The organism is Pseudoalteromonas sp. 78C3 (assembly GCF_002836695.1).
Lineage (GTDB): Bacteria > Pseudomonadota > Gammaproteobacteria > Enterobacterales > Alteromonadaceae > Pseudoalteromonas > Pseudoalteromonas arctica.
Window position 1 is genome coordinate 15,125 of record NZ_PJAV01000140.1, and the last position, 19,233, is coordinate 34,357.

General features: G+C 37.9%; 17 protein-coding genes. 10 read left to right on the plus strand and 7 right to left on the minus strand.

Translation table 11 applies throughout. The features are described from left to right. Window positions 1–191: 191 nt before the first annotated feature. A complete protein-coding gene (locus CXF76_RS09110) occupies window positions 192–1,481 on the minus strand; it encodes an alkaline phosphatase (protein ID WP_010552943.1) in 1,290 nt (429 codons plus the stop codon). 413 nt (window positions 1,482–1,894) lie between these two features. Between CXF76_RS09110 and CXF76_RS09115 the strand changes: the two genes are divergently transcribed. The 3 genes from CXF76_RS09115 (at window position 1,895) to rnd (ending at window position 5,696) form a co-directional block, all read left to right on the plus strand. After that, window positions 1,895–2,746: an alpha/beta hydrolase gene (locus CXF76_RS09115; RefSeq protein ID WP_101163492.1), complete on the plus strand. Its 852-nt coding sequence runs from the start codon at window positions 1,895–1,897 to the stop codon at window positions 2,744–2,746. A 115-nt stretch (window positions 2,747–2,861) separates the two neighbouring features. After that, window positions 2,862–4,514: a long-chain-fatty-acid--CoA ligase FadD gene (fadD, locus tag CXF76_RS09120; RefSeq protein ID WP_101163493.1), complete on the plus strand. Its 1,653-nt coding sequence runs from the start codon at window positions 2,862–2,864 to the stop codon at window positions 4,512–4,514. 51 nt (window positions 4,515–4,565) lie between these two features. Then, window positions 4,566–5,696 (plus strand): ribonuclease D, encoded by a 1,131-nt coding sequence (gene rnd, locus CXF76_RS09125; protein ID WP_101163494.1) that lies wholly within the window; start codon window positions 4,566–4,568, stop codon window positions 5,694–5,696. 316 nt (window positions 5,697–6,012) lie between these two features. Here the strand turns inward: rnd and minE are convergent, their stop codons facing one another. Genes minE through minC form a run of 3 tightly spaced genes read right to left on the minus strand, consistent with a single transcriptional unit; the run spans window position 6,013 to window position 7,797 of the window. Beyond that, window positions 6,013–6,276: a cell division topological specificity factor MinE gene (gene minE / locus CXF76_RS09130; RefSeq protein WP_004334706.1), complete on the minus strand. Its 264-nt coding sequence runs from the start codon at window positions 6,274–6,276 to the stop codon at window positions 6,013–6,015. 1 nt (window position 6,277) lies between these two features. Next, entirely contained in the window at window positions 6,278–7,087 is an 810-nt protein-coding gene (minD, locus tag CXF76_RS09135) for a septum site-determining protein MinD (RefSeq protein ID WP_007583272.1), read from the minus strand. Between the two features lie 5 nt (window positions 7,088–7,092). Beyond that, window positions 7,093–7,797 carry a septum site-determining protein MinC gene (gene minC, locus CXF76_RS09140; RefSeq protein ID WP_007583271.1) on the minus strand — a complete coding sequence of 235 codons (705 nt, stop codon included), beginning with the start codon at window positions 7,795–7,797 and terminating at the stop codon, window positions 7,093–7,095. Between the two features lie 155 nt (window positions 7,798–7,952). Between minC and CXF76_RS09145 the strand changes: the two genes are divergently transcribed. Together CXF76_RS09145 and CXF76_RS09150 are read left to right on the plus strand one after the other, a co-directional pair. Continuing rightward, window positions 7,953–8,234 carry a YcgL domain-containing protein gene (locus CXF76_RS09145; RefSeq protein WP_007583270.1) on the plus strand — a complete coding sequence of 94 codons (282 nt, stop codon included), beginning with the start codon at window positions 7,953–7,955 and terminating at the stop codon, window positions 8,232–8,234. After that, a complete protein-coding gene (locus tag CXF76_RS09150) occupies window positions 8,227–9,243 on the plus strand; it encodes a lytic murein transglycosylase (RefSeq protein ID WP_007583269.1) in 1,017 nt (338 codons plus the stop codon). Before CXF76_RS09145 ends, CXF76_RS09150 begins: the two co-directional genes overlap by 8 nt. A gap of 40 nt (window positions 9,244–9,283) precedes the next feature. On the opposite strand, the gene CXF76_RS09155 is transcribed toward CXF76_RS09150, so the two are convergent. Then, the gene (locus tag CXF76_RS09155; protein WP_010552940.1) at window positions 9,284–9,829 is read right to left on the minus strand and encodes a GbsR/MarR family transcriptional regulator; all 546 of its coding nucleotides are present in this window, start codon (window positions 9,827–9,829) and stop codon (window positions 9,284–9,286) included. A gap of 206 nt (window positions 9,830–10,035) precedes the next feature. On the opposite strand from CXF76_RS09155, the gene adhP reads away from it, so the two are divergent. After that, window positions 10,036–11,046 (plus strand): alcohol dehydrogenase AdhP, encoded by a 1,011-nt coding sequence (gene adhP, locus CXF76_RS09160; RefSeq protein ID WP_007583268.1) that lies wholly within the window; start codon window positions 10,036–10,038, stop codon window positions 11,044–11,046. Window positions 11,047–11,174: 128 nt separating this feature from the next. Here the strand turns inward: adhP and CXF76_RS09165 are convergent, their stop codons facing one another. Together CXF76_RS09165 and CXF76_RS09170 are read right to left on the minus strand one after the other, a co-directional pair. Continuing rightward, window positions 11,175–13,595 (minus strand): TonB-dependent receptor, encoded by a 2,421-nt coding sequence (locus CXF76_RS09165; protein WP_101163495.1) that lies wholly within the window; start codon window positions 13,593–13,595, stop codon window positions 11,175–11,177. 218 nt (window positions 13,596–13,813) lie between these two features. Then, window positions 13,814–15,091 (minus strand): Xaa-Pro dipeptidase, encoded by a 1,278-nt coding sequence (locus CXF76_RS09170; RefSeq protein WP_101163496.1) that lies wholly within the window; start codon window positions 15,089–15,091, stop codon window positions 13,814–13,816. Between the two features lie 154 nt (window positions 15,092–15,245). On the opposite strand from CXF76_RS09170, the gene CXF76_RS09175 reads away from it, so the two are divergent. The 4 genes from CXF76_RS09175 (at window position 15,246) to CXF76_RS09190 (ending at window position 19,183) form a co-directional block, all read left to right on the plus strand. Then, window positions 15,246–17,087: a DUF885 domain-containing protein gene (locus tag CXF76_RS09175; RefSeq protein WP_101163497.1), complete on the plus strand. Its 1,842-nt coding sequence runs from the start codon at window positions 15,246–15,248 to the stop codon at window positions 17,085–17,087. 97 nt (window positions 17,088–17,184) lie between these two features. Continuing rightward, a complete protein-coding gene (locus CXF76_RS09180; protein ID WP_024591051.1) occupies window positions 17,185–17,697 on the plus strand; it encodes a YcgN family cysteine cluster protein in 513 nt (170 codons plus the stop codon). After that, complete coding sequence (locus CXF76_RS09185) at window positions 17,697–18,215, plus strand: RNA methyltransferase (protein ID WP_101163498.1); 519 nt, start codon at window positions 17,697–17,699, stop codon at window positions 18,213–18,215. The genes CXF76_RS09180 and CXF76_RS09185 overlap by 1 nt, the downstream gene beginning before the upstream one ends. A 74-nt stretch (window positions 18,216–18,289) precedes the next feature. Beyond that, window positions 18,290–19,183 carry a substrate-binding periplasmic protein gene (locus CXF76_RS09190; protein ID WP_101163499.1) on the plus strand — a complete coding sequence of 298 codons (894 nt, stop codon included), beginning with the start codon at window positions 18,290–18,292 and terminating at the stop codon, window positions 19,181–19,183. Window positions 19,184–19,233: the final 50 nt, after the last annotated feature.

Consider the following 19,233-nt stretch of genomic DNA (forward strand, 5'->3'; position numbering starts at 1 on the left):
GGCTTTTTGTGTTAAAAACGAGGTGAAATTATACCAATTCGCTTAATTAAGTGATCTATTTTGAGGGAAGAAAATCGTGTCGATAACAAGGCAAAAATTTCGTTATTTAGTTGTTCTATATCAGAAATTTTTAACGTAGTTAACGTCAGATTTAACCCCTCAAATTGATTAAGTATTATTGCGGATTGGTATTACTGTTCAATAAAGCCAATTAGCTTATCGGCAATATCAGTATTATTTTGTGAGCCAATAAATTGCTCACTGCCTTTGCCATAGGCAAATACTTGAACGTCTACAGCGGTGTGTCCGCCGGTTGTCCAGCCAGTAAAGCTCGCATCACTAATAATACTTTTAACAGCTAAATTAAGCGCTTTTTCGCCCATTTTTTTAGCTTGCTCTAGTTTGATTTGGTTTTCGGTTGTAAATTCAATATTGGTGTTAGCAGTCCATACTGGTTTTAAGTCTTTAGACTCCATAAGTTTGTCTGTTAACTTACTAGCCGTTGCCTTAACACCTTTAATTACGTCTGTTTCCCATTTAAATTGGCCGTGCGAACCAATAGTTAAACCGCCCGTTGAGTGATCGGCTGTAACTACAAGTATCGTGTCTTTATTTTTATCAACGTACGCTTTTGCTTTTTCGATTGATTTAGCAAAGTCGTCCATTTCAGCCATCGCACAGGCTATATCGTTAGAGTGACCACACCAATCAATTTGGCTGCCCTCAATCATCACAAAAAAGCCTTCTTCGTTCTGGTTATCTAGCAAACCAAGCGCTTTAGATGTTAACTGAGTAAGGCGAGTTGGGTTCATATCAAGTGCAAATGGCAGGCCTTTGCTTGCATACAAACCAATGGCAGGTATTTGTGTAATTTGGCCCAGATTATTAATATCGTCACCGTATTGATAACCTGCCGCTTTAAATTCTTCAACTAAATTACGGTCATCACGAATAAAATATTTAGTACCGCCACCTAGCATTAAATCAACGGGTAATTTACCAGCAATCTTATTATCAATATAATCGTTGGCGATATCATCGTAGTTGTAACGAGATTCATTGTGAGCTGTAAAGCTAGCAGGTGTTGCATGGTTTATTTGTGACGTTACAACAAGCGCTGTTGTCATACCACGCTCTTTTGCTATTTCAAGCATAGTTTTAACTGGTTTCTTGTCTGTATCTACAGCAACTGCGCCATTATAACTTTTATGACCGCTACTAAGCGCTGTAGCACCCGCAGCACTGTCTGTTACATAAGTATGGTCGTCAGGGTAGGTATGAGCCATGCCTTTTAAAATAGTGTCAAAAACCGTGCCTTCTACTTCTTTTGTTGCAGGGTCGTCTTTAAAATAGCGATAAGCCGTGGTGTAAGCCGGACCCATGCCGTCACCAATCATATAAATTACATTTTTAGGTGCTGATTCTGCGTAAGCACCAGAAGCGGTGCATAAAAGTGCCAATAAGCTGATCTGTTTTTTCATGGTTGTACCTTATGAGTGTACCTTATTTAATAGCCGCTGATATTGTATACAGATAGGATGATAAATAAATGAATATCTGAGATATTTATAATTTATACTTTGATTTTATATACATAGAATTGTAGTTAACGCTGTTAGTTCTATTTATTTAAATTATACTGGTTATAGCCTAAGTACATATAATACCACTACCTTTTGATTGTTTGAAAAGTATACAAAACAAGCTTGTTGAAAACGGTTAGTTTGTTTTTTTAAATTTAAGTAGTTGATAATGTTAAGTTTGATTTTCATTCTTTGCTTTTTTTACATCATAAAGATAATTAAATCGTGAATTTGGCACCATTTTCTAAGTTAGTGGTCTGACAACTTGTATGCTATAAATAATGATGCTCTAAATTAATAAAGGACTTACCTTGCAGCCATTTAATATTGAAACCAATAATTTAAATATTCATGGCTTAAAAGTAGGTTCAGGGAATGAAATAGTAATAGCGTTGCATGGATGGTTAGACAACTGCCATAGCTTTATGCCAATGTTAAACAACGTTAACCCAGAGCACACTTGGTACTGCATTGACTTTGTTGGGCACGGTTTATCGTCTTGGCGAAGTGATGATGCACACTATTATTTTATTGATTATATTGATGATGTGTACCAACTTATAAATGCGCTTGGTGTTAAAAAAGTACATTTAGTAGGTCATTCAATGGGGGCTATGGTTGCAGGTCTTTTTGCTAGCTGCTTTAGCGATTATGTAAAGTCTATTACCTTTATTGAGGGAATTGGTTGTGTTACAACCCCTAGTGAAGGTGTGTGTGAACAGTTAAAAAGTGCAGTACTAAATAGAGCGCGTTTAAAAAATAAAAAGTCGAGAATTTATAAATCGAAAGAACTTATTTATGAAGCACGCGCTCAAACAACCGATTTAAATAGCGAGCTTATTACGCTATTAATGCAGCGAAATATAAAACAGGTTTTAGATGGTTTTGCGCTAACAACAGATCCAAAGCTCAAAAATCACTCAGGTTTTAGGTTTGATGAGGCGCAATGTATTGGTGCAATAAAAGATTTAATTGCACCATGTCAATTAATTTTAGGTAACGAAGGTTATTCGTTTGTAAAACAAAATTTGGCAAAGTATATTAGTTATTACAATAGCTTGAAGGTCATTAATGTAGATGGTGGGCATCATTGCCACATGCAAAGCAGTGAACACTGTTTTGAGCATATTCAAGACTTTATGCTGCAAAATGGTGCATGTTAATTGTAAGTTTGTGTTAAATGTGGGATTATTCCTGCATTAGAGTATTTGCTCAATTGTTAAAGCGCCTTACTTAGATTAAGGTTAATAAAAATATAATTATAAACAGGGGCTAAGAGTGGAAAAAATCTGGCTTAAGCGCTACCCAGAGGGTATGCCTGAAACAATCGATCCTGAGCATTACAACTCGTTACTCGAAGTGTTCGAAAAAAGTTTTAGTGACTACACCAATTTACCTGCATTTACGAATATGGGTAAAACGATGTCTTACGATGAAATAGACACAGCAACAAAAAAAGTTGCTTCCTATATTCAAAATGATTTGGGTCTTAAAAAAGGCGATAAAGTCGCCGTAATGATGCCTAACTTACTACAAACACCAGTCACAATTTTAGGTGTTTTGCGTGCAGGTTGTGTGGTTGTAAATGTTAACCCACTTTACACGGTACGTGAATTAGAGCATCAGCTAAAAGACTCTAACACTACGGCTATTTTCATCCTAGCAAACTTTGCTGACACACTTGAAAAGTCACTTGCTCATACTGATGTTAAGCATATTGTGGTCACGCAAGTAGGCGATATGGTTGGCGGGCTTAAAAAGCATGTAGTTAACTTTGTTGTGAAGCACATTAAAAAAATGGTGCCAAAGTTTAACTTGCCTAACACAATTAAATTTTCAGACGTTTTAGCTGCAGATGAAGCTAAATACACGCGCCCTGAAATGAGCTTGTCTGATCTTGCATTTTTACAGTACACCGGTGGCACAACAGGTGTATCTAAAGGGGCAATGCTGAGTCATGGCAACATGGTTGGTAACCTTGAACAAGTTTCAGGTTGTTTAGACAAAGTGTTAAACCGTGGTGAAGAAGTGGTTGTGACTGCTTTACCGCTTTATCATATATTTGCCTTAACAGCTAACTGCCTAACATTTATGAAGTACGGTGGTTTAAATATATTAATTACAAACCCACGAGATATGACTGGGTTTGTTAAAGAGCTGGGTCAGCACAATTTCACAGCTATTACCGGTGTTAATACATTATTTAATGGTTTATTAAACACACCAGGTTTTGCTGAACTTGATTTTAGTCATTTAAAAATGTCTTTAGGCGGCGGTATGGCCGTTCAACGTCCTGTTGCTGAAAAATGGCAAAAAGTGACTGGCTCAAAATTAATGGAAGGTTATGGCCTTACAGAATGTTCTCCTTTAGTTACTATTAGTCCTTTTGATTTGAAAGCATATAATGGCTCTATTGGTTTACCTGCGCCTAACACTGATATTAAATTGGTTTTAGATAACGGCGAAGAAGCAGCTAAAGGTGAACCTGGCGAGCTTTGTGTTAAAGGCCCGCAAGTAATGGTTGGCTATTACAAACGACCAGATGCAACCGCTGAATGTTTAAAAGATGGCTGGTTTGCTACAGGTGATATTGCGACTTATGATGACGAAGGATTCTTCTTTATTGTAGATCGTAAAAAAGACATGATCATCGTATCTGGCTTTAATGTTTTCCCTAATGAGATTGAAGAAGTAGTGGCTATGCACGAAGGTGTGCTTGAAGTAGCTGCTATCGGTATTCCTCACGATGTAAGTGGTGAACAAGTTAAAGTTTTTGTTGTGAAAAAAGACCCTTCTTTAACTGAAAAAGATATAATAAGTCACTGTCGTGATAATTTAACTAATTACAAGGTCCCCAAGCTGGTAGAGTTTAGGGATGAGTTACCTAAAACTAACGTAGGTAAGATACTCCGAAGAGCCTTGAAAGATTAGCAACCTATAAAAAAGCCGACATATGTCGGCTTTTTTATTGTAGGAGATTAAGTGCAATACCAATTGATCGAAACCCAAAATCAACTGAACACTTTTGTTGAACAAATAAAAAATAAACCTATTTTAGCTATTGATACTGAGTTTATGCGTCGTCGTACTTTGTATCCAGAAGTTGCACTTATCCAAGTTTTTGATGGTGAGCATTTAGCGCTTATTGACCCATTAGCGGAACTTTCACTATTTGATTTTTGGGAAATACTTAAAGATCCTGCAGTTTTAAAAGTACTGCATTCTCCTTCAGAAGATATTGAAGTTTTTCAAAAGTACGCAGGCTTTGTCCCAGCCCCATTATTTGATACACAATTTGCGTTGCAGCTACTCGGTGAAGGTAACTGTATGGGTTTTGCTCTTATGGTAAAAGAGCTGCAAGGTATTGAAATAGATAAAAGCGAGTCACGCACTAACTGGCTGCAACGCCCGTTAACTAAAAAACAATTAGACTACGCGGCTGCTGATACTTTTTACTTATTACCGTGTTTTGAGCTGATTATCGATCGCATTAATGCCGCTGGCTTCTTTGACATTGTAATAAACGAAAGTGAATTGATTGCCAAAAAACGTGCATTTCAAACACCTGACGAGCTTTTATATAAAGATATTAAAAATGCATGGCAACTTAAACCGCACGAACTAGCGGTGTTAAAAGAGCTTGCTGTATGGCGAAGAAATAAAGCTATCAAGAAAAATTTGGCGCTTAATTTTGTGTTAAAAGAACATAACATGACTGAAATTGCCAAACGTGGTCCTTCAAGTTTAAACGCTCTACGTCAAATTCCTGGTGTTGAAGCTATTGAAGTTAATCGCTCTGGTGTCGATATAATAAAGTGTATTGAAGCTGCCAAAGAAGTTCCAGATGCTCAGCACCCTGATGTACTTAAGCGCTTAATTGATTTTTCTACTTATAAAAAAGTAGCAAAAGATATAAAACAAAAAATCACTAAAGTAGCTAAAGAGCACAATATACCAGAAGACGTTATGGCCTCTAAAAAGCAAGTCAATCAACTGATTAGTTGGAATTGGAAGCTAACTAATGAGCAAAAACAGAGTCATATAAAGCCTGATTTACTTAGCTCTTGGCGATATACCTACGTTAAAGACGCTTTAAAAGAATGGGATACTTAAGACTAAATATTTTCTTTAACTGTGTAATACTTATACCAATCCGCAATAATACTTAATCATTTTGCGGCGCTAAACGTGTCGTTACCTGTGTTAAAAAAATCTCATTTAGAACAACTAAATAGCGATTTTTTTGCCTAGCTATCAACACGTTTTTCCATCCTCAAAATTGATCACTTAATTAAGCGAATTGGTATTATCTATAATTTTTGTGTTACATAGTGAAAAAGTTTTAGTTGCACGAAGGGGATTAAAACGTAGGTATTTAGAAAGTTATTGCGAAAATAAAGAGGGCGCTTATAAAGCGCCCTTTTTTCAATTACTTCTTTTCTTCATCAGGTAGTGTAACGTTTAGCTCAAGTACGGCTAAATCGTCTTCGTTCTGATCAAACTGAACCTGAACTGCATCGGTACTTACGTTCACGTATTTACGGATCACATCTAAAATGTCTTGTTTTAATTGTGGTAAGTAATCCGGCGTTCCTCGTTGAGAACGCTCGTGCGCGACAATGATCTGCAATCGCTCTTTTGCTAGTGACGCACTGTTTTTCTTTTCTGAGCGGAAGTAGTCAAGTAAAGACACGTTAACCTCCAAAAATCCGTTTAAATAAGCCTTTTTTCTCAACGTCTAAGAAGCGAAAATCGACGGTTTCACCTAGTAAGCGGTTAATTGCATCAGAATAAGCTTGGCCTGCATCAGATTCTGTATCCAATATAACAGGTTGGCCTGAGTTTGAAGCACTTAATACCGCTTGCGATTCAGGAATAACACCTAATAGTGGGATTGACAGAATATCTTGCACATCTTCTACCGATAGCATTTCACCTTTTTCAACACGACTAGGATTATAGCGTGTTAATAGTAAGTGTTCTTTAATGTTTTCTAGGCCTTCTTCAGCACGTTTTGATTTGCTGTGTAAAATACCTAAAATACGATCTGAATCTCGAACTGACGACACTTCTGGATTTGTTGTCACGATTGCTTCGTCAGCAAAGTACATTGCCATCATAGCGCCAGCTTCAATGCCTGCTGGTGAATCACACACAATGTAATCAAAGTCTTCTTTTAATTCGTTTAATACGCGTTCAACACCTTCACGAGTTAATGCATCTTTATCACGAGTTTGTGAAGCGGGTAGTAAAAATAATTTATCTACACGTTTATCTTTAATAAGCGCTTGGTTAAGGTTTGCCTCACCATTAATTACGTTTACAAAGTCATAAACAACACGGCGTTCACAACCCATAATTAAATCTAAGTTACGTAAACCAATATCAAAGTCGATAATAACTGTTTTATAGCCTTTTAACGCTAAGCCTGTGCCAATTGCAGCACTTGATGTTGTTTTACCAACACCGCCTTTACCTGAGGTAACGACAATTACTTTTGCCATGAGATTTATCCTTTAACCAAAGCTGAAATTTCTAATGATTCGTCTTTTTGTTGTATTTGCACTGCATTTCCCCAATGTTCACCTTGTAGTGAATCACTGATCCAGTAGTTACCATCTATTGAAACCAGCTCGGCCTCAAGTTTTTGGCAAAAAATGTGTGCTTCTTTAAAACCTTTTGCGCCTGCAATAGCGCGACCGCGTAGCGTGCCATAAATATGCACATTTCCATCGGCAATAACTTCAGCACCATGACTAACCGCGCCAAGTACTATCAAATCTCTATCTTTTGCATAAACTTGTTGTCCAGAACGAACTGTACCGCTAATAATTTGCGCTGGTAAATGCACTGTTTTTTCTACAATCGACGTATTAGCCTCTTGTTTAACAGGTTCGCTCTTAACGTCTTGTGAATAATTCAAAACAGATAAGCCAGCAGCTTTAGCTTGTGTATGTTGCTCATCTGAGCCATTACATACACCAACAGCGTTAAAGCTCATACGCTCGATTAATGACTTTAAGTGTACAAAATCAAGTGAACTGTTTTTAATTTCAATTAAATTAACAACAATAGGAGCACCCTCAAAAAACTTAGGGGCCTGGGCTATTTTTATATATAGTTGTTCTGCTAAAAGGTTTATATCAGTACTATAAAGATGCAAAACTGATAACGTAAAAAGATTCCCTTTTAACTCAAAAATTTGGTCCGACATACACGCTCAATTGAATTGTCTGATTAGAAATTAATTTTAGATAAACGTAGGCTGAATAGGGCCTTTATTGAAATTTCTAATCTAATTTTTCTAACTTATTATTACTCTCATGTTATAGTGTGCGGCATTGTTAAGCAAGAATTTATAGGGTCATAATGCTCACTGCAGTATATAAAAGTAAGAAAAAAGCGGATACGTTCTTATTTGTTGAAAAAAGAGATGATTTTGACAAAGTTCCGGAACCTTTAATGGCTATGTTTGGTCAACCTCTTTATGTGATGATCATCAACTTAGCAAAACGTGAGCATTTAGGTGGGTCTGATTTAGAAGCTGTAAAAGGTGCACTAAGTGATCAGGGTTATTATTTACAACTTCCTCCACCGGAACAAAATTTGCTAAGTCAGTTACGAAAAGAAAATGGAGTTGATAGTGATTAAAAAACTTATCGTTATATTATGTGGTGTATGTTTAAGCTCATCTGTGATGGCAAAAACACAGGCCGAATTTCAAGATTATTTAGCAAATTTAAAGCAAGAAGCCATCTCAAAAGGCTATGAAGCAAAACTTATTGATGATGCTTTTGCAACAGCAACATATAAAGAAAAAGTGGTTTCGGCTGATAAAAACCAGCCAGAAGTAAAAGAAACCCTTGAAACGTATTTACCAAAACGCGTACCACAGTGGAAAATAGACCGCGCACGCAAGCTTTATGCAGAAAACAAAGATGTACTTGAAAAAGTAGCGAAAGAGTTTGGCGTACAAGCACGCTTTATAGTGGCATTGTGGGGACTTGAAAGTAACTTTGGCGCCATTCAAGGTGGCCATAATGTTATTTCGTCACTTGTTACACTTGCTTTTGATGGACGCAGAGAAGCGCTTTATAAACGCCAACTTTGGGCTGCACTGGATATTTTAAAATCGGGTCACATTACCTTAGATAAATTTAAAGGGTCGTGGGCAGGTGCTATGGGGCAAACACAATTTATGCCTACATCGTTCAACGCTTATGCGGTTGATTACAATAATGATGGTCGCAAAGATATTTGGACCACAAAGGAAGATGCTTTTGCCTCAATTGCTAATTATCTAAAGCAAGAAGGGTGGAACGACTCTCTTACGTGGGGTCGCCAAGTTCAATTACCTGAAAACTTTGACAGTAAATACGTTTTAGTACGCGGTACTAAAACACGTAAGCAGTGGTTAGAATATTGGAATGACTCAGAGCGCTCATTAGCTGATTGGCAAGCACTGGGTGTTCGTAAAGCTGATGGTTCTGATTTACCTAATGTAGACGTACGTGCTGCACTGGTTATGCCTGATGATATAAATGGCCGTATGTACTTAGCGTACGATAACTACAAAGTGTTTATGCATTGGAATCGCTCGTATTACTTTGCTACTAGCGTAGGTTACTTGTCGGATAGAATTGGTTATCCAAAAATCTAATTATTAAAATATACATAAAAATAAAGCCGCAATTGCGGCTTTATTCTTTTTTGAATATCTTATCTTTTAAGTCAATAACTTTACCAATTCCAGAACCTAGCTTCATCAGCTTATTAAGTTGCTCTGGTGTTAAACGTTGCAGCTCTGATGACCATTTAGTGACGGTTTCAAGCAGGTTGTGAATTTCACCCATTTGTTTTTGTGCGTAAAGTTCATCGTCGTTACTGGCTTCGTCTAATAAATTATCGCGTAGTAATGTTAAGGTGGGCTCAATTTCGCGCTTTTTACGTTCTTCAAATACGCGATTAGCCATATCCCAAATATCGCCAGCAGGGGCGTAGTACTCTTTACGATCGCCAGGAATATGCTGCACTTTAATTAATTGCCACGATTGCAACTCTTTAATACCCATGCTTACATTACCGCGAGAAATACTAAGCGCATCTGCAATCTCATTGGCTGTCATAGGATTTTTAGTAATAATCAGCAAACCACACATTTGCCCAATCGTACGATTGAATCCCCAGCGGCTGCCCATCTCTCCACAATGCATTACAAAGGCAAAATTCTTTTCGGATAAACTCATAGCTTAGTAACTTTCAGTAATTTCAGAAAGTAAATGCTAGCACGCTCATTTTGGATAGCAAGTTCTTAGCCATTTTATAAATTGATTTTAACGACTAAAGTATGATTTAGATTAATATTTATACATCTATATTGGGATATGTTGTACACAAAAATACGTAAATAAATCCTTATTTTTAATTTTTTTTCACATACGATGGAATGACTATGAAAGCTGCAATTAATAATGAATACAAAGGTAAATTACAAATAACAGATCTGCCAATTCCTGAGGTTGGAATAAACGACGTTTTAGTAAAAATAGCGGCCTGTGGCGTTTGCCACACCGATTTACATGCCTGTCATGGTGATTGGCCGGTAAAGCCAAAAATGCCATTAGTTCCAGGGCATGAAGGAGTTGGTGTTATTGATAAAGTTGGAAGCAACATTAAGCACTTAGAAGTTGGCGATAGAGTGGGTATTCCTTGGCTCTATAGTGCATGTGGGCACTGTGAGTTTTGCCTAGATGGCAAAGAAACACTGTGTTTATCGCAGCATAATACTGGCTATTCTATTGATGGTAGTTATGCAGAATATTGTTTAGCGCATGGTGATTATGTTGTAAAAATACCTGAGGGATTAGGCTTTTCTGAAGCTGCTCCATTATTTTGTGCAGGTGTTACAACCTATAAAGCATTAAAAGTATCCGGTGCTAAACCTGGGCAGTGGGTTGCTATTGTTGGTGTAGGCGGGCTTGGTCATTTAGCAGTACAGTACGCTAAAGCAATGGGTTTTAATGTAATAGCTGTTGATACAGGTAAAGAAAAACTCGCGCTTGCTAAAGAGCTAGGCGCAGATATTACCCTCGATTTTAAAGAAGTTGTTCCTAGCGAAGCTATTTTTGAACAAGTAGGTGGCGCGCATGGCGTTGTGTGTACTGCGGTATCTAAAGCTGGGTTTGAACAAGCTTATAAAAGTGTACGCCGTGGTGGTAAATGTGTATTAGTGGGATTACCTCCAGAGGATATGCCGCTTCCTATTTTTGATACTGTGCTTAATGGCGTGTCAGTAGTGGGCTCTATTGTTGGTACACGTAAAGATTTGCAAGAATGCTTGGAATTTGCCGCTCAAGGTAAAGTAAAAGCAATTATTGAAGAAAAACGCTTAGAGGACATTAACGAAATTTTTGATGATATGCTCAAAGGTGAAATTAACGGTCGCATAGTGGTTACTATTTAATTTAGATTAAGCGTTGATCAAACACAAAAAAGCACGGCTTCTAAATTAGAATACCGTGCTTTTTAAGTATTTAATTAACCTGAGCTCTGGTTGAGATAGATTTATTATCCAGAGTTCAGGTTAGCTAGTTAAAGTGTGTAACTAAAACTTAGTTTTGCATTACGCTCTTCGCCTGGCATACCACCTAAAAACATCGCTTTTGAGTAATACTTTTTGTTGAACAAGTTATTTAAGTTTAACTGCATATGCCATTTATCCGTTGTATACGATACCGCTGTATCGTAAGTAGTGTAACTTGGTACGTAACCATCAGGAATCGAGAACGAACTTGAATTAGTACTTCTGTTATCTACAAATGTAATACCACCACTTATATTTACAGCTTCAGGTAAGTTAAACATATCCGCGTAGTAGGTTACCCACGTACTTGCTGTTACGTAAGGCACACCTTTTTGGCGTGTGTCGTAACTGCTGCTGTTAGGATTACTTTTGTCACGTGCATCTTGATAAATACCGTTTACGTTTACTTTCCATTTATCATTTAAGTAAGCGTTTAAATCAAGTTCAATACCTGTTGTTTCTTCTTTACCATCATAATAGCTTTCAGGTACATTTGAGCCTGATGTTAAAGCGTCATAAAGCGGATTTGCGTATTCTAAATTAGTACGAGAGCTTTCGAATATAACAACAGAAGCTAGTAGTTGATCATCAAACGCTTTAAATCTAAAACCTAAATCGTTACTCATTGATTCAGAATCTTCTCTGTCTGCTTCATTACCCGCCACAGAGCCTAATACACTATACGCTGTACGGCCTTTTGAATGATTTACAAATACAGATAAATCTTCAGATGGCTGATACGTCGCACCCAGGTTATACGTTAAGCCAGAATCTGATGTACTCGCTTCAGGTGTTGGCTCTGCGCGGCTTGAGCTATAGCGCTCATCTACACCAAAGTGCTCGTAAGTTTGCTCAATTCGGTTATATGCTACACCAATACGCGTTGTAAGCTCTTCAGTAAGATAACCAACATGTTGAATGCCTAAGCCCCATGCTTGTACTTTTTTATTGTAGTCGCTGGTTTTAAGTGGATCGAAGTCATCAAAGCTGCCAGATGGCCAATTTGGTTCTCTTATATCGTAAATATACGGCAATGAACCTTGGTACGTTACATCACCATCATTGTTTGTGAGTACGTAATCTTGATCCCATATTGAGAATTGTTTAAAACGAATATCTCTATCTTCGTAGTTTGCGTTAACAAGTAATTCGTTATCTACGTCGCCTAACATAAAGTCATAACGTAAATCTAAAAAGTACTGCCATGATTTTTCATCTGCTTCTACTTGGCGGTATTCTTGGCGGCGTGCTGCATACGGGTAAAGTACACCGTCTTCAACTAACGGAGCACGAGGGTCGTTATTAATAATTCCATCACGAGTAGAGTAAACGTAGTTATAAGCACCTGTTTGGCGCGCAAAACTTGATGTGTAGTTACGGTACTGTAGCTGCTGGTTTAAAAACAAATCGTCAGTAATGTAATAGTTATGCGTTAATTTAAAACGCAGTTCTTCACCTTCGTTAGCATCAGCCATTGGTGAAATAATACCATTTGTGCCAAAGCTATAAGGTGTTAATCCATCAGATGCAGATAGCGAATTAGCAAGTTGGTCGCGTTGTGCATCACTTAACTGTACGCCGCTTCCTGTCGGATCGTTTACTAAATCGGCACCGGTTACTTCACCCGCGCTTAAACCATTTGCAGTTTCTGCATTGTAAATACGAATAGGGTGACCAATAGAATCAACCGCTATTTCATCTTTTATATAGGCTGCAGAAAGCATGATGTTTTGTCTGTCGTTTAGCACGTATTTAAGCGAAGTATAAATTTCGTCGCGATCTTCTTTTAAATCTCGAAAGCCGTCACTTGACGCTGTTTTAGCCATTACACGATAGGCCAAGTCATCTGTTATAGCGTTAGTGCTATCAAACGATAATGAATAGCTATCCCACTGGCCAAGCTCAGCCGATACTTTGTGTTTTTCTTCAAACTCTGGCTTTTTCTCTATTAGGTTAATTACGCCACCCGCACTACCAATGCCATATAAACCTGTTGCAGGGCCTTTTAAAACCTCAACAGATTCAACATTTGTAAGTGAACGAGTTGGGTTAAATGTATTACCTAGGCCTGCACCACCATACATACCATCGTAGGTGTAGTTTGCATCTAAACCACGAATTACTAAGTTATCACCAATACCGTAGTTATTACCTGCTTGTGTTAAACCACTTACGTTTCTAACTAAATCTTGTAGGCTATCTACACCTTGAGATTCAATAAGTTCACGGTCAATAATAACAACCGGTGCAGGTGTTTCCATTAAAGACATGTCTGATTTAGTAGCAAGACCAGAGCTCATCACCACGCGGTTTTGTTTTTCGTATACGCTGATGCGTTCAATATCAGCATCAACTTGTGTATTTTGAGCAAATGCCATATTTGCATTTAAACAAGCAAGAGTAATAAGAGAGTACTTAAACGTTTTCATAGAGTGATAACTATTCGCGTTATTGAGTTTGCGCGAATGATAATGGTTATTGTTTTTAAAGTGAATAGAAAGTTCATTTTATTTGATTAAATAAAACTGTTCGGATAATTAATAAACAAAACCAAGCCTAATAAGGGTACGGCGTACCTTTTATAGGATATTTGAGATGGCTGAGGGGTTTATTAAGGCTAAGTAAGCTCAGCCTTAATAGCGTGTATTTACAATTGGTTTTTATAAACAACACCTGCTTTCATAACAAAGGGTACTGACTCTAAGGTTTTAATGTTTTTAAGAGGGTTTGCTTTTACAGCAATTATATCAGCTGCAAATCCGGTTTTAATTTGTCCTAACTGAGCATCCATTTTGAGTAATTTAGCGCTATTAATCGTGGATGCTTGAATGGCTTCTAGTTCTGTCATGCCAAATTCAACCATGCGGCTAAACTGTTTTGCATTGTCGCCATGCGGGTAAATTGCAGCATCGGTACCGAACACCATTTTAACGCCCGCTTTTACAGCACGGTTAAAGCTATCACGCTGCCTTTTAGAAACTTGGCGCTCTTTATTTAGGTTTTCTTCGTCTACGCCGTTTTGCTCGCCATAAGTTAGCGTGTATTCGGTGTTATAAATATCCATAGAAAGCCAAGTACCATGCTCTTTGGCAAGCGCTATCGCTTCGTCATCTAAAAAGCTGGCGTGCTCTACGCTATCAACACCCGCTTTAATGGCCGTTTTAATCCCGCTTGTACCGTGTGCATGAGCTGCAACAGGTAAATCTCGCATATGGGCTTCATCAACAATGGCTTTCATTTCTTCAAAGGAATACTGCTGTGCACCTACTTTAGTCCCTTTTGAAAATACTCCACCTGTGGCGCAAAACTTAATAGCGTTTGCCCCGTATTTAATGTTTTCGCGTACTTTTATACGCGCAGCCCATGGACCGTCTGCAACGCCACTTGAAGTATATTTAAGCTCAGGAGGTAGGCGGTTGTTATCACAATGCCCGCCAGTAATTCCGAGTGATGGGCCTGCAGCCCAAATACGAGGGCCAACTATGTCACCTGCATTTATGCCGTCACGCACTGCTATAACGCTGTAACCTTCAGCGCCAACATTACGTACAGTTGTAAATCCGGCTTCTAAGGTTCTTTTAGCAAAATGAGCCGCTTTAATCGCCATACGCGGTACCGATTGGCCTAAACGTTCACTGCGCGGCACTGTCGGATCGCTTGTTAAATGCACATGCATATCCATTAAACCTGGCATAAGGGTTAAATCAAGTAGTTGAATATGTTCATCATCTTTAGTCAGCGTTGGTTTTTTATTTTGTTCAATGTGTGTAATTACGCCATCATCAATAGTAATCAAGGGCGATTTAATGAGTTTGCCATCTTCCACATTAACCATGGCTTTAGCCGATAGGTATGTAACGGCATGGGCATTAAAAGTAGTTAAACAAAGTAAGGCAATAGAGGTGCTGAGTAGTTGTTTTTTCATTTTATTTTTCTTTTAAATCATATTTGAATTAATAGAAATGTAACAAGCTCAGATAAAAGTGCAAATTTAATACGATGAACGCAATCTATCGTAATTACTTTATTAAGTAAGGCTTAATGCGCATAATCAAAAAACGATATTAAAAAGGATTATCATGAAATCAATTAAATTAGCATTAGTTGCCAGTGGCGTTATGTTTGCTTTAAGTGGCTGTATGAATACTGGTATTAGTACACACACTAATACCAGTGCGCAGTTAAACACCGTTAACGCATCGGCAGGTATTGTTTCAGAGCTTTCGGCAGAGCAACAGCTTGATGTACTTGTTGCACAGTATTACGATGAATCGCTTACATATAGCCCCATCAGCGCAACGTATAATGGTCGTAACGAGTTTAACGATCAATTTACGCCTGAGATTTCAAAAGAAAATAGAGCTAAAAAAGCGGCTTTTTATAAAAAATATCAACAGCGCTTAAACTTTATAGATAAAGCACAGTTAACAGGGCAGTCGCTTTTAAGTTTTGAAATATTAGAGCGCGACCTTGCACTTAAATTAGAAGGCATGCAGTTTCCTGATTATTTACTACCAATTAACCAAATGGCGGGTGCGCATAACACCTTTGCAGGTTTTGGTTCAGGTCAAAGTGCTCAGCCGTTTAATAGTGTTGAAGATTACACGGCTTTTATCTCGCGTAGCGAAGGTTTTGTAAAGTGGCTAGCTAGTGTAGAGCGTTCAATGGCGCAAGGCATTAAACTAGGTATTACGTTACCAAAACCACTTGCTGAAAAACTGCAGCCACAATTTGCAGCTCATGTAGTTAAAAATGCCGAAGATTCACTGTTTTGGGGACCAATTAAAAAATTACCAGACTCGTTTAGCGCACAGCAAAAGCAAAAAATTACAGCGCAGTATCGTCAATTGATTATGCAGCACTTAGTACCGGCTTATAAAAGCATGAGTGACTTTTTAGCTAATCAGTATATTGTAAATAGCCGAGAAAGCGTTGGTTACAGTGACCTACCAAACGGTAAAGCATGGTACGAATACCAAATTAAGAAAAACACGACGCTTAGCTTATCTGCTGATGAAATTCATGACATTGGTTTAAGTGAAGTGTCGCGTATTTTAAGCGAAATGAAAAAAGTAAAAGAAACCGTAGGTTTTAAAGGTGAGTTATCTGAATTTTTTGACCATTTGCGCGATTCAGATGAATTTTACTACGACACGCCCGAGGAGTTAATTGCGGCATATGAAAACGTTAAGAAAAAAATAGACGCGCGTTTGCCTCTGCTTTTTAACATCGCACCCAAAGCACCTTATGTTGTAAAAGCTGTTGAAGCATACAGAGCGCAGTCTGCAGCAGGTGCATCGTACGCATCTCCGGCGCCTGATGGCTCTCGCCCTGGTATTTTTTATATCAATGCTTATAACTTAAAAGCGCAGCCTAAATTTTTACTCGAAACTTTATCGATTCACGAAGCAGCCCCGGGCCATCACTTTCAAATAGCACTTCAGCAAGAAATAGAGGGCTTACCTGATTTTCGCAAATTTGGAGGTTATACTGTGTTTGCAGAAGGTTGGGCGCTTTATGCAGAAAGCTTAGGCAAAGAGCTAGGTTTATTTACCGACCCTTATATGTGGTACGGACGTTTATCGGATGAGCAATTACGCGCTATGCGTTTAGTGCTTGATACTGGTTTTCATGCAAAAGGGTGGACGCGTCAACAAGGTATAGACTACATGCTTGCAAATTCGTCTATGGCTAAAAGTGATGTAATTGCTGAAGTAGAGCGCTATATAGCATGGCCAGGCCAAGCGCTTTCTTACAAGTTAGGGCAATTTAAAATTCAAGAATTACGTGATTTTTCTAAAAAAGAACTCGGCAATAAATTTGATATTAAAGCGTTCCACACGCAAATATTAATTGATGGCGCATTGCCAATGCCAATCCTTGAGGAAAAAATTAAGCGTTGGGTTAAATCTCAAAGCTAATTTGTAGCGCAAAGCCTGTACTTTGAAAGGGTATTGGCTTTGCGCCATTTACAGCAATACGGTAGAATGCGCGCTCTTTAGGGGGCACGAGTAAACTATGTTTGATCAACAATTAGCAAATACACAATTTTGGCTTAAAAAAAGCTTAAGCGACATGAGTCAAAACGAATGGGAAGCCATTTGTGATGGATGCGGAAAATGTTGTTTAAATACGTTTATTGATAGCGAAGATGAAGACGAATTTACCGCCACCGATCAGTTACGCGAAGGTGAGCAATTAATATTTACTAATATTGTATGTCAGTATCTTGATAACAACACCTGTGGTTGTAGCGAATACGAAAACCGCCAAACGCTTGTTCCTTCTTGTGTAAAACTCACAAAAGAAAACCTTAAAGACATCTTTTTTATGCCACAAAGCTGCAGTTACCGTCGTTTACATGAAGGTCGTGGTTTGGCTTCTTGGCACCCATTATTAAACAGTGGCGATAAAACAAAGATGCATGAGCTAGGTATTTCTGTAAAAGACAAAACAGTCAAAGATTGCGATGTAAAGCTAGACGACTTTGATTTGTACATTGCAGAGTGGCCAACAAAGGACGCTGAGTAATGAGCAAACAACAAGCGGTAATTGGTTTAATCAATCCTAAAAGCCCGACTAATGTTGGCGGTGTATTACGTGCAGCAGGTTGTTACGATGCCAAACAGGTGTTTTTTACCGGTAATCGTTACTTAAACGCTAAAAAGTTTCATACCGATACTAAGAACGCACTTGAGCGTATCCCTTTAACTGAAACCAATAGTTTAGAAGCGGTAAAACCAGAGGGCGCAACGGTTGTTGTTATTGAGCTTATTGAAGGTGCAACACCTTTACCTGAGTTTAAGCATCCTGAAAATGCGTTTTATGTTTTTGGCCCTGAAGATGGCTCTGTGCCAAAAGACGTTTTAAAGTGGTGTGATGAAGTGGTATATATTCCAACTATTGGCTGCATGAACTTAGCGGCTACCTGTAATGTTGTTTTGTATGATCGCTTAGCTAAATTAGGCGGCGTTGAGAGTAGTGACGATACTATTATTAGCTCTCGTGATACGAACAATAAAATGAAATGGCAAAAAGCATCTGATTAATTGAGGTTTATTTGTGCAAAAATGTTAGTTTTGGCTAAACTTAAAAACATTGTAAATCATAAATAGATACTAGAATGCGCTTGTTTTATTTTATATTATTACTGACAAGTAGTAATTGTTTTGCTGAAACATCAGTTGAGTATTATCAAAATGGTACTCAACATGTTTTAAATGGGCATTATCATAAATCAGGAGTGCTCTATGAAGCGAACAAACCCAAACAAACACTCCATTTAGCCACACTCGATTGGCCTCCTTATATTGGTAATAATTTATGTAATAAAGGCTGGGTTTATCAATTTTCAATTGCCTTGTTAAATAGTAAGGGCTACAGCGTATATATTGAATTTTTGCCTTGGGCAAGAGCTGTACGAAATGTAGAACTAGGCAAAGCTGATATATTAATGCCTGAATATTTTATAGAAGATACAGCCCCCTCCGATTATGTTAATGGTAAAACACGTCGAGAATTACTCGGTTTATCTAATTCATTTAAAGGTGGCGAAATTGCATTTTTAAAAAGGAAAGGCGATACAGACCGTTTCACTGGAAACTTAAAATCGCTTAAAGGGCAAAAGATTGGTGTTGTTCGTGGGTATCAAAATACGCCTGAGTTTGATGCTATGATGGACAATGCTGAGTTTGAAGTTATTACCTCTGTTGATGATTTACAGCTTGTTCAGCTTCTGGTTGCTAAACGTGTTGATTTGATTATAGGCGACCCTCAAGTTCTTAAATTCTCTGTAACTTATTCTTCTTTAACTAAACCTGAAAAACAATCTTTGCTTTCTTCTATTGAGCAAGAAAGCATTCCTCTGCAATACAACCCTTTATATTTTGCTATTAGTAAGCTTACACCTAAATGGCTTTTAGTCTTAGAGGACATAAATGAAGGGCTTTATCAGTTTCATAATAGTGGCGAGATAGACCGTATTATCAATACGACAAATACTCAATGTAAGCCATAAAATTGGAACGTTCCTTTGTTGTGCTGACTAATTTATATATAAACATGTAG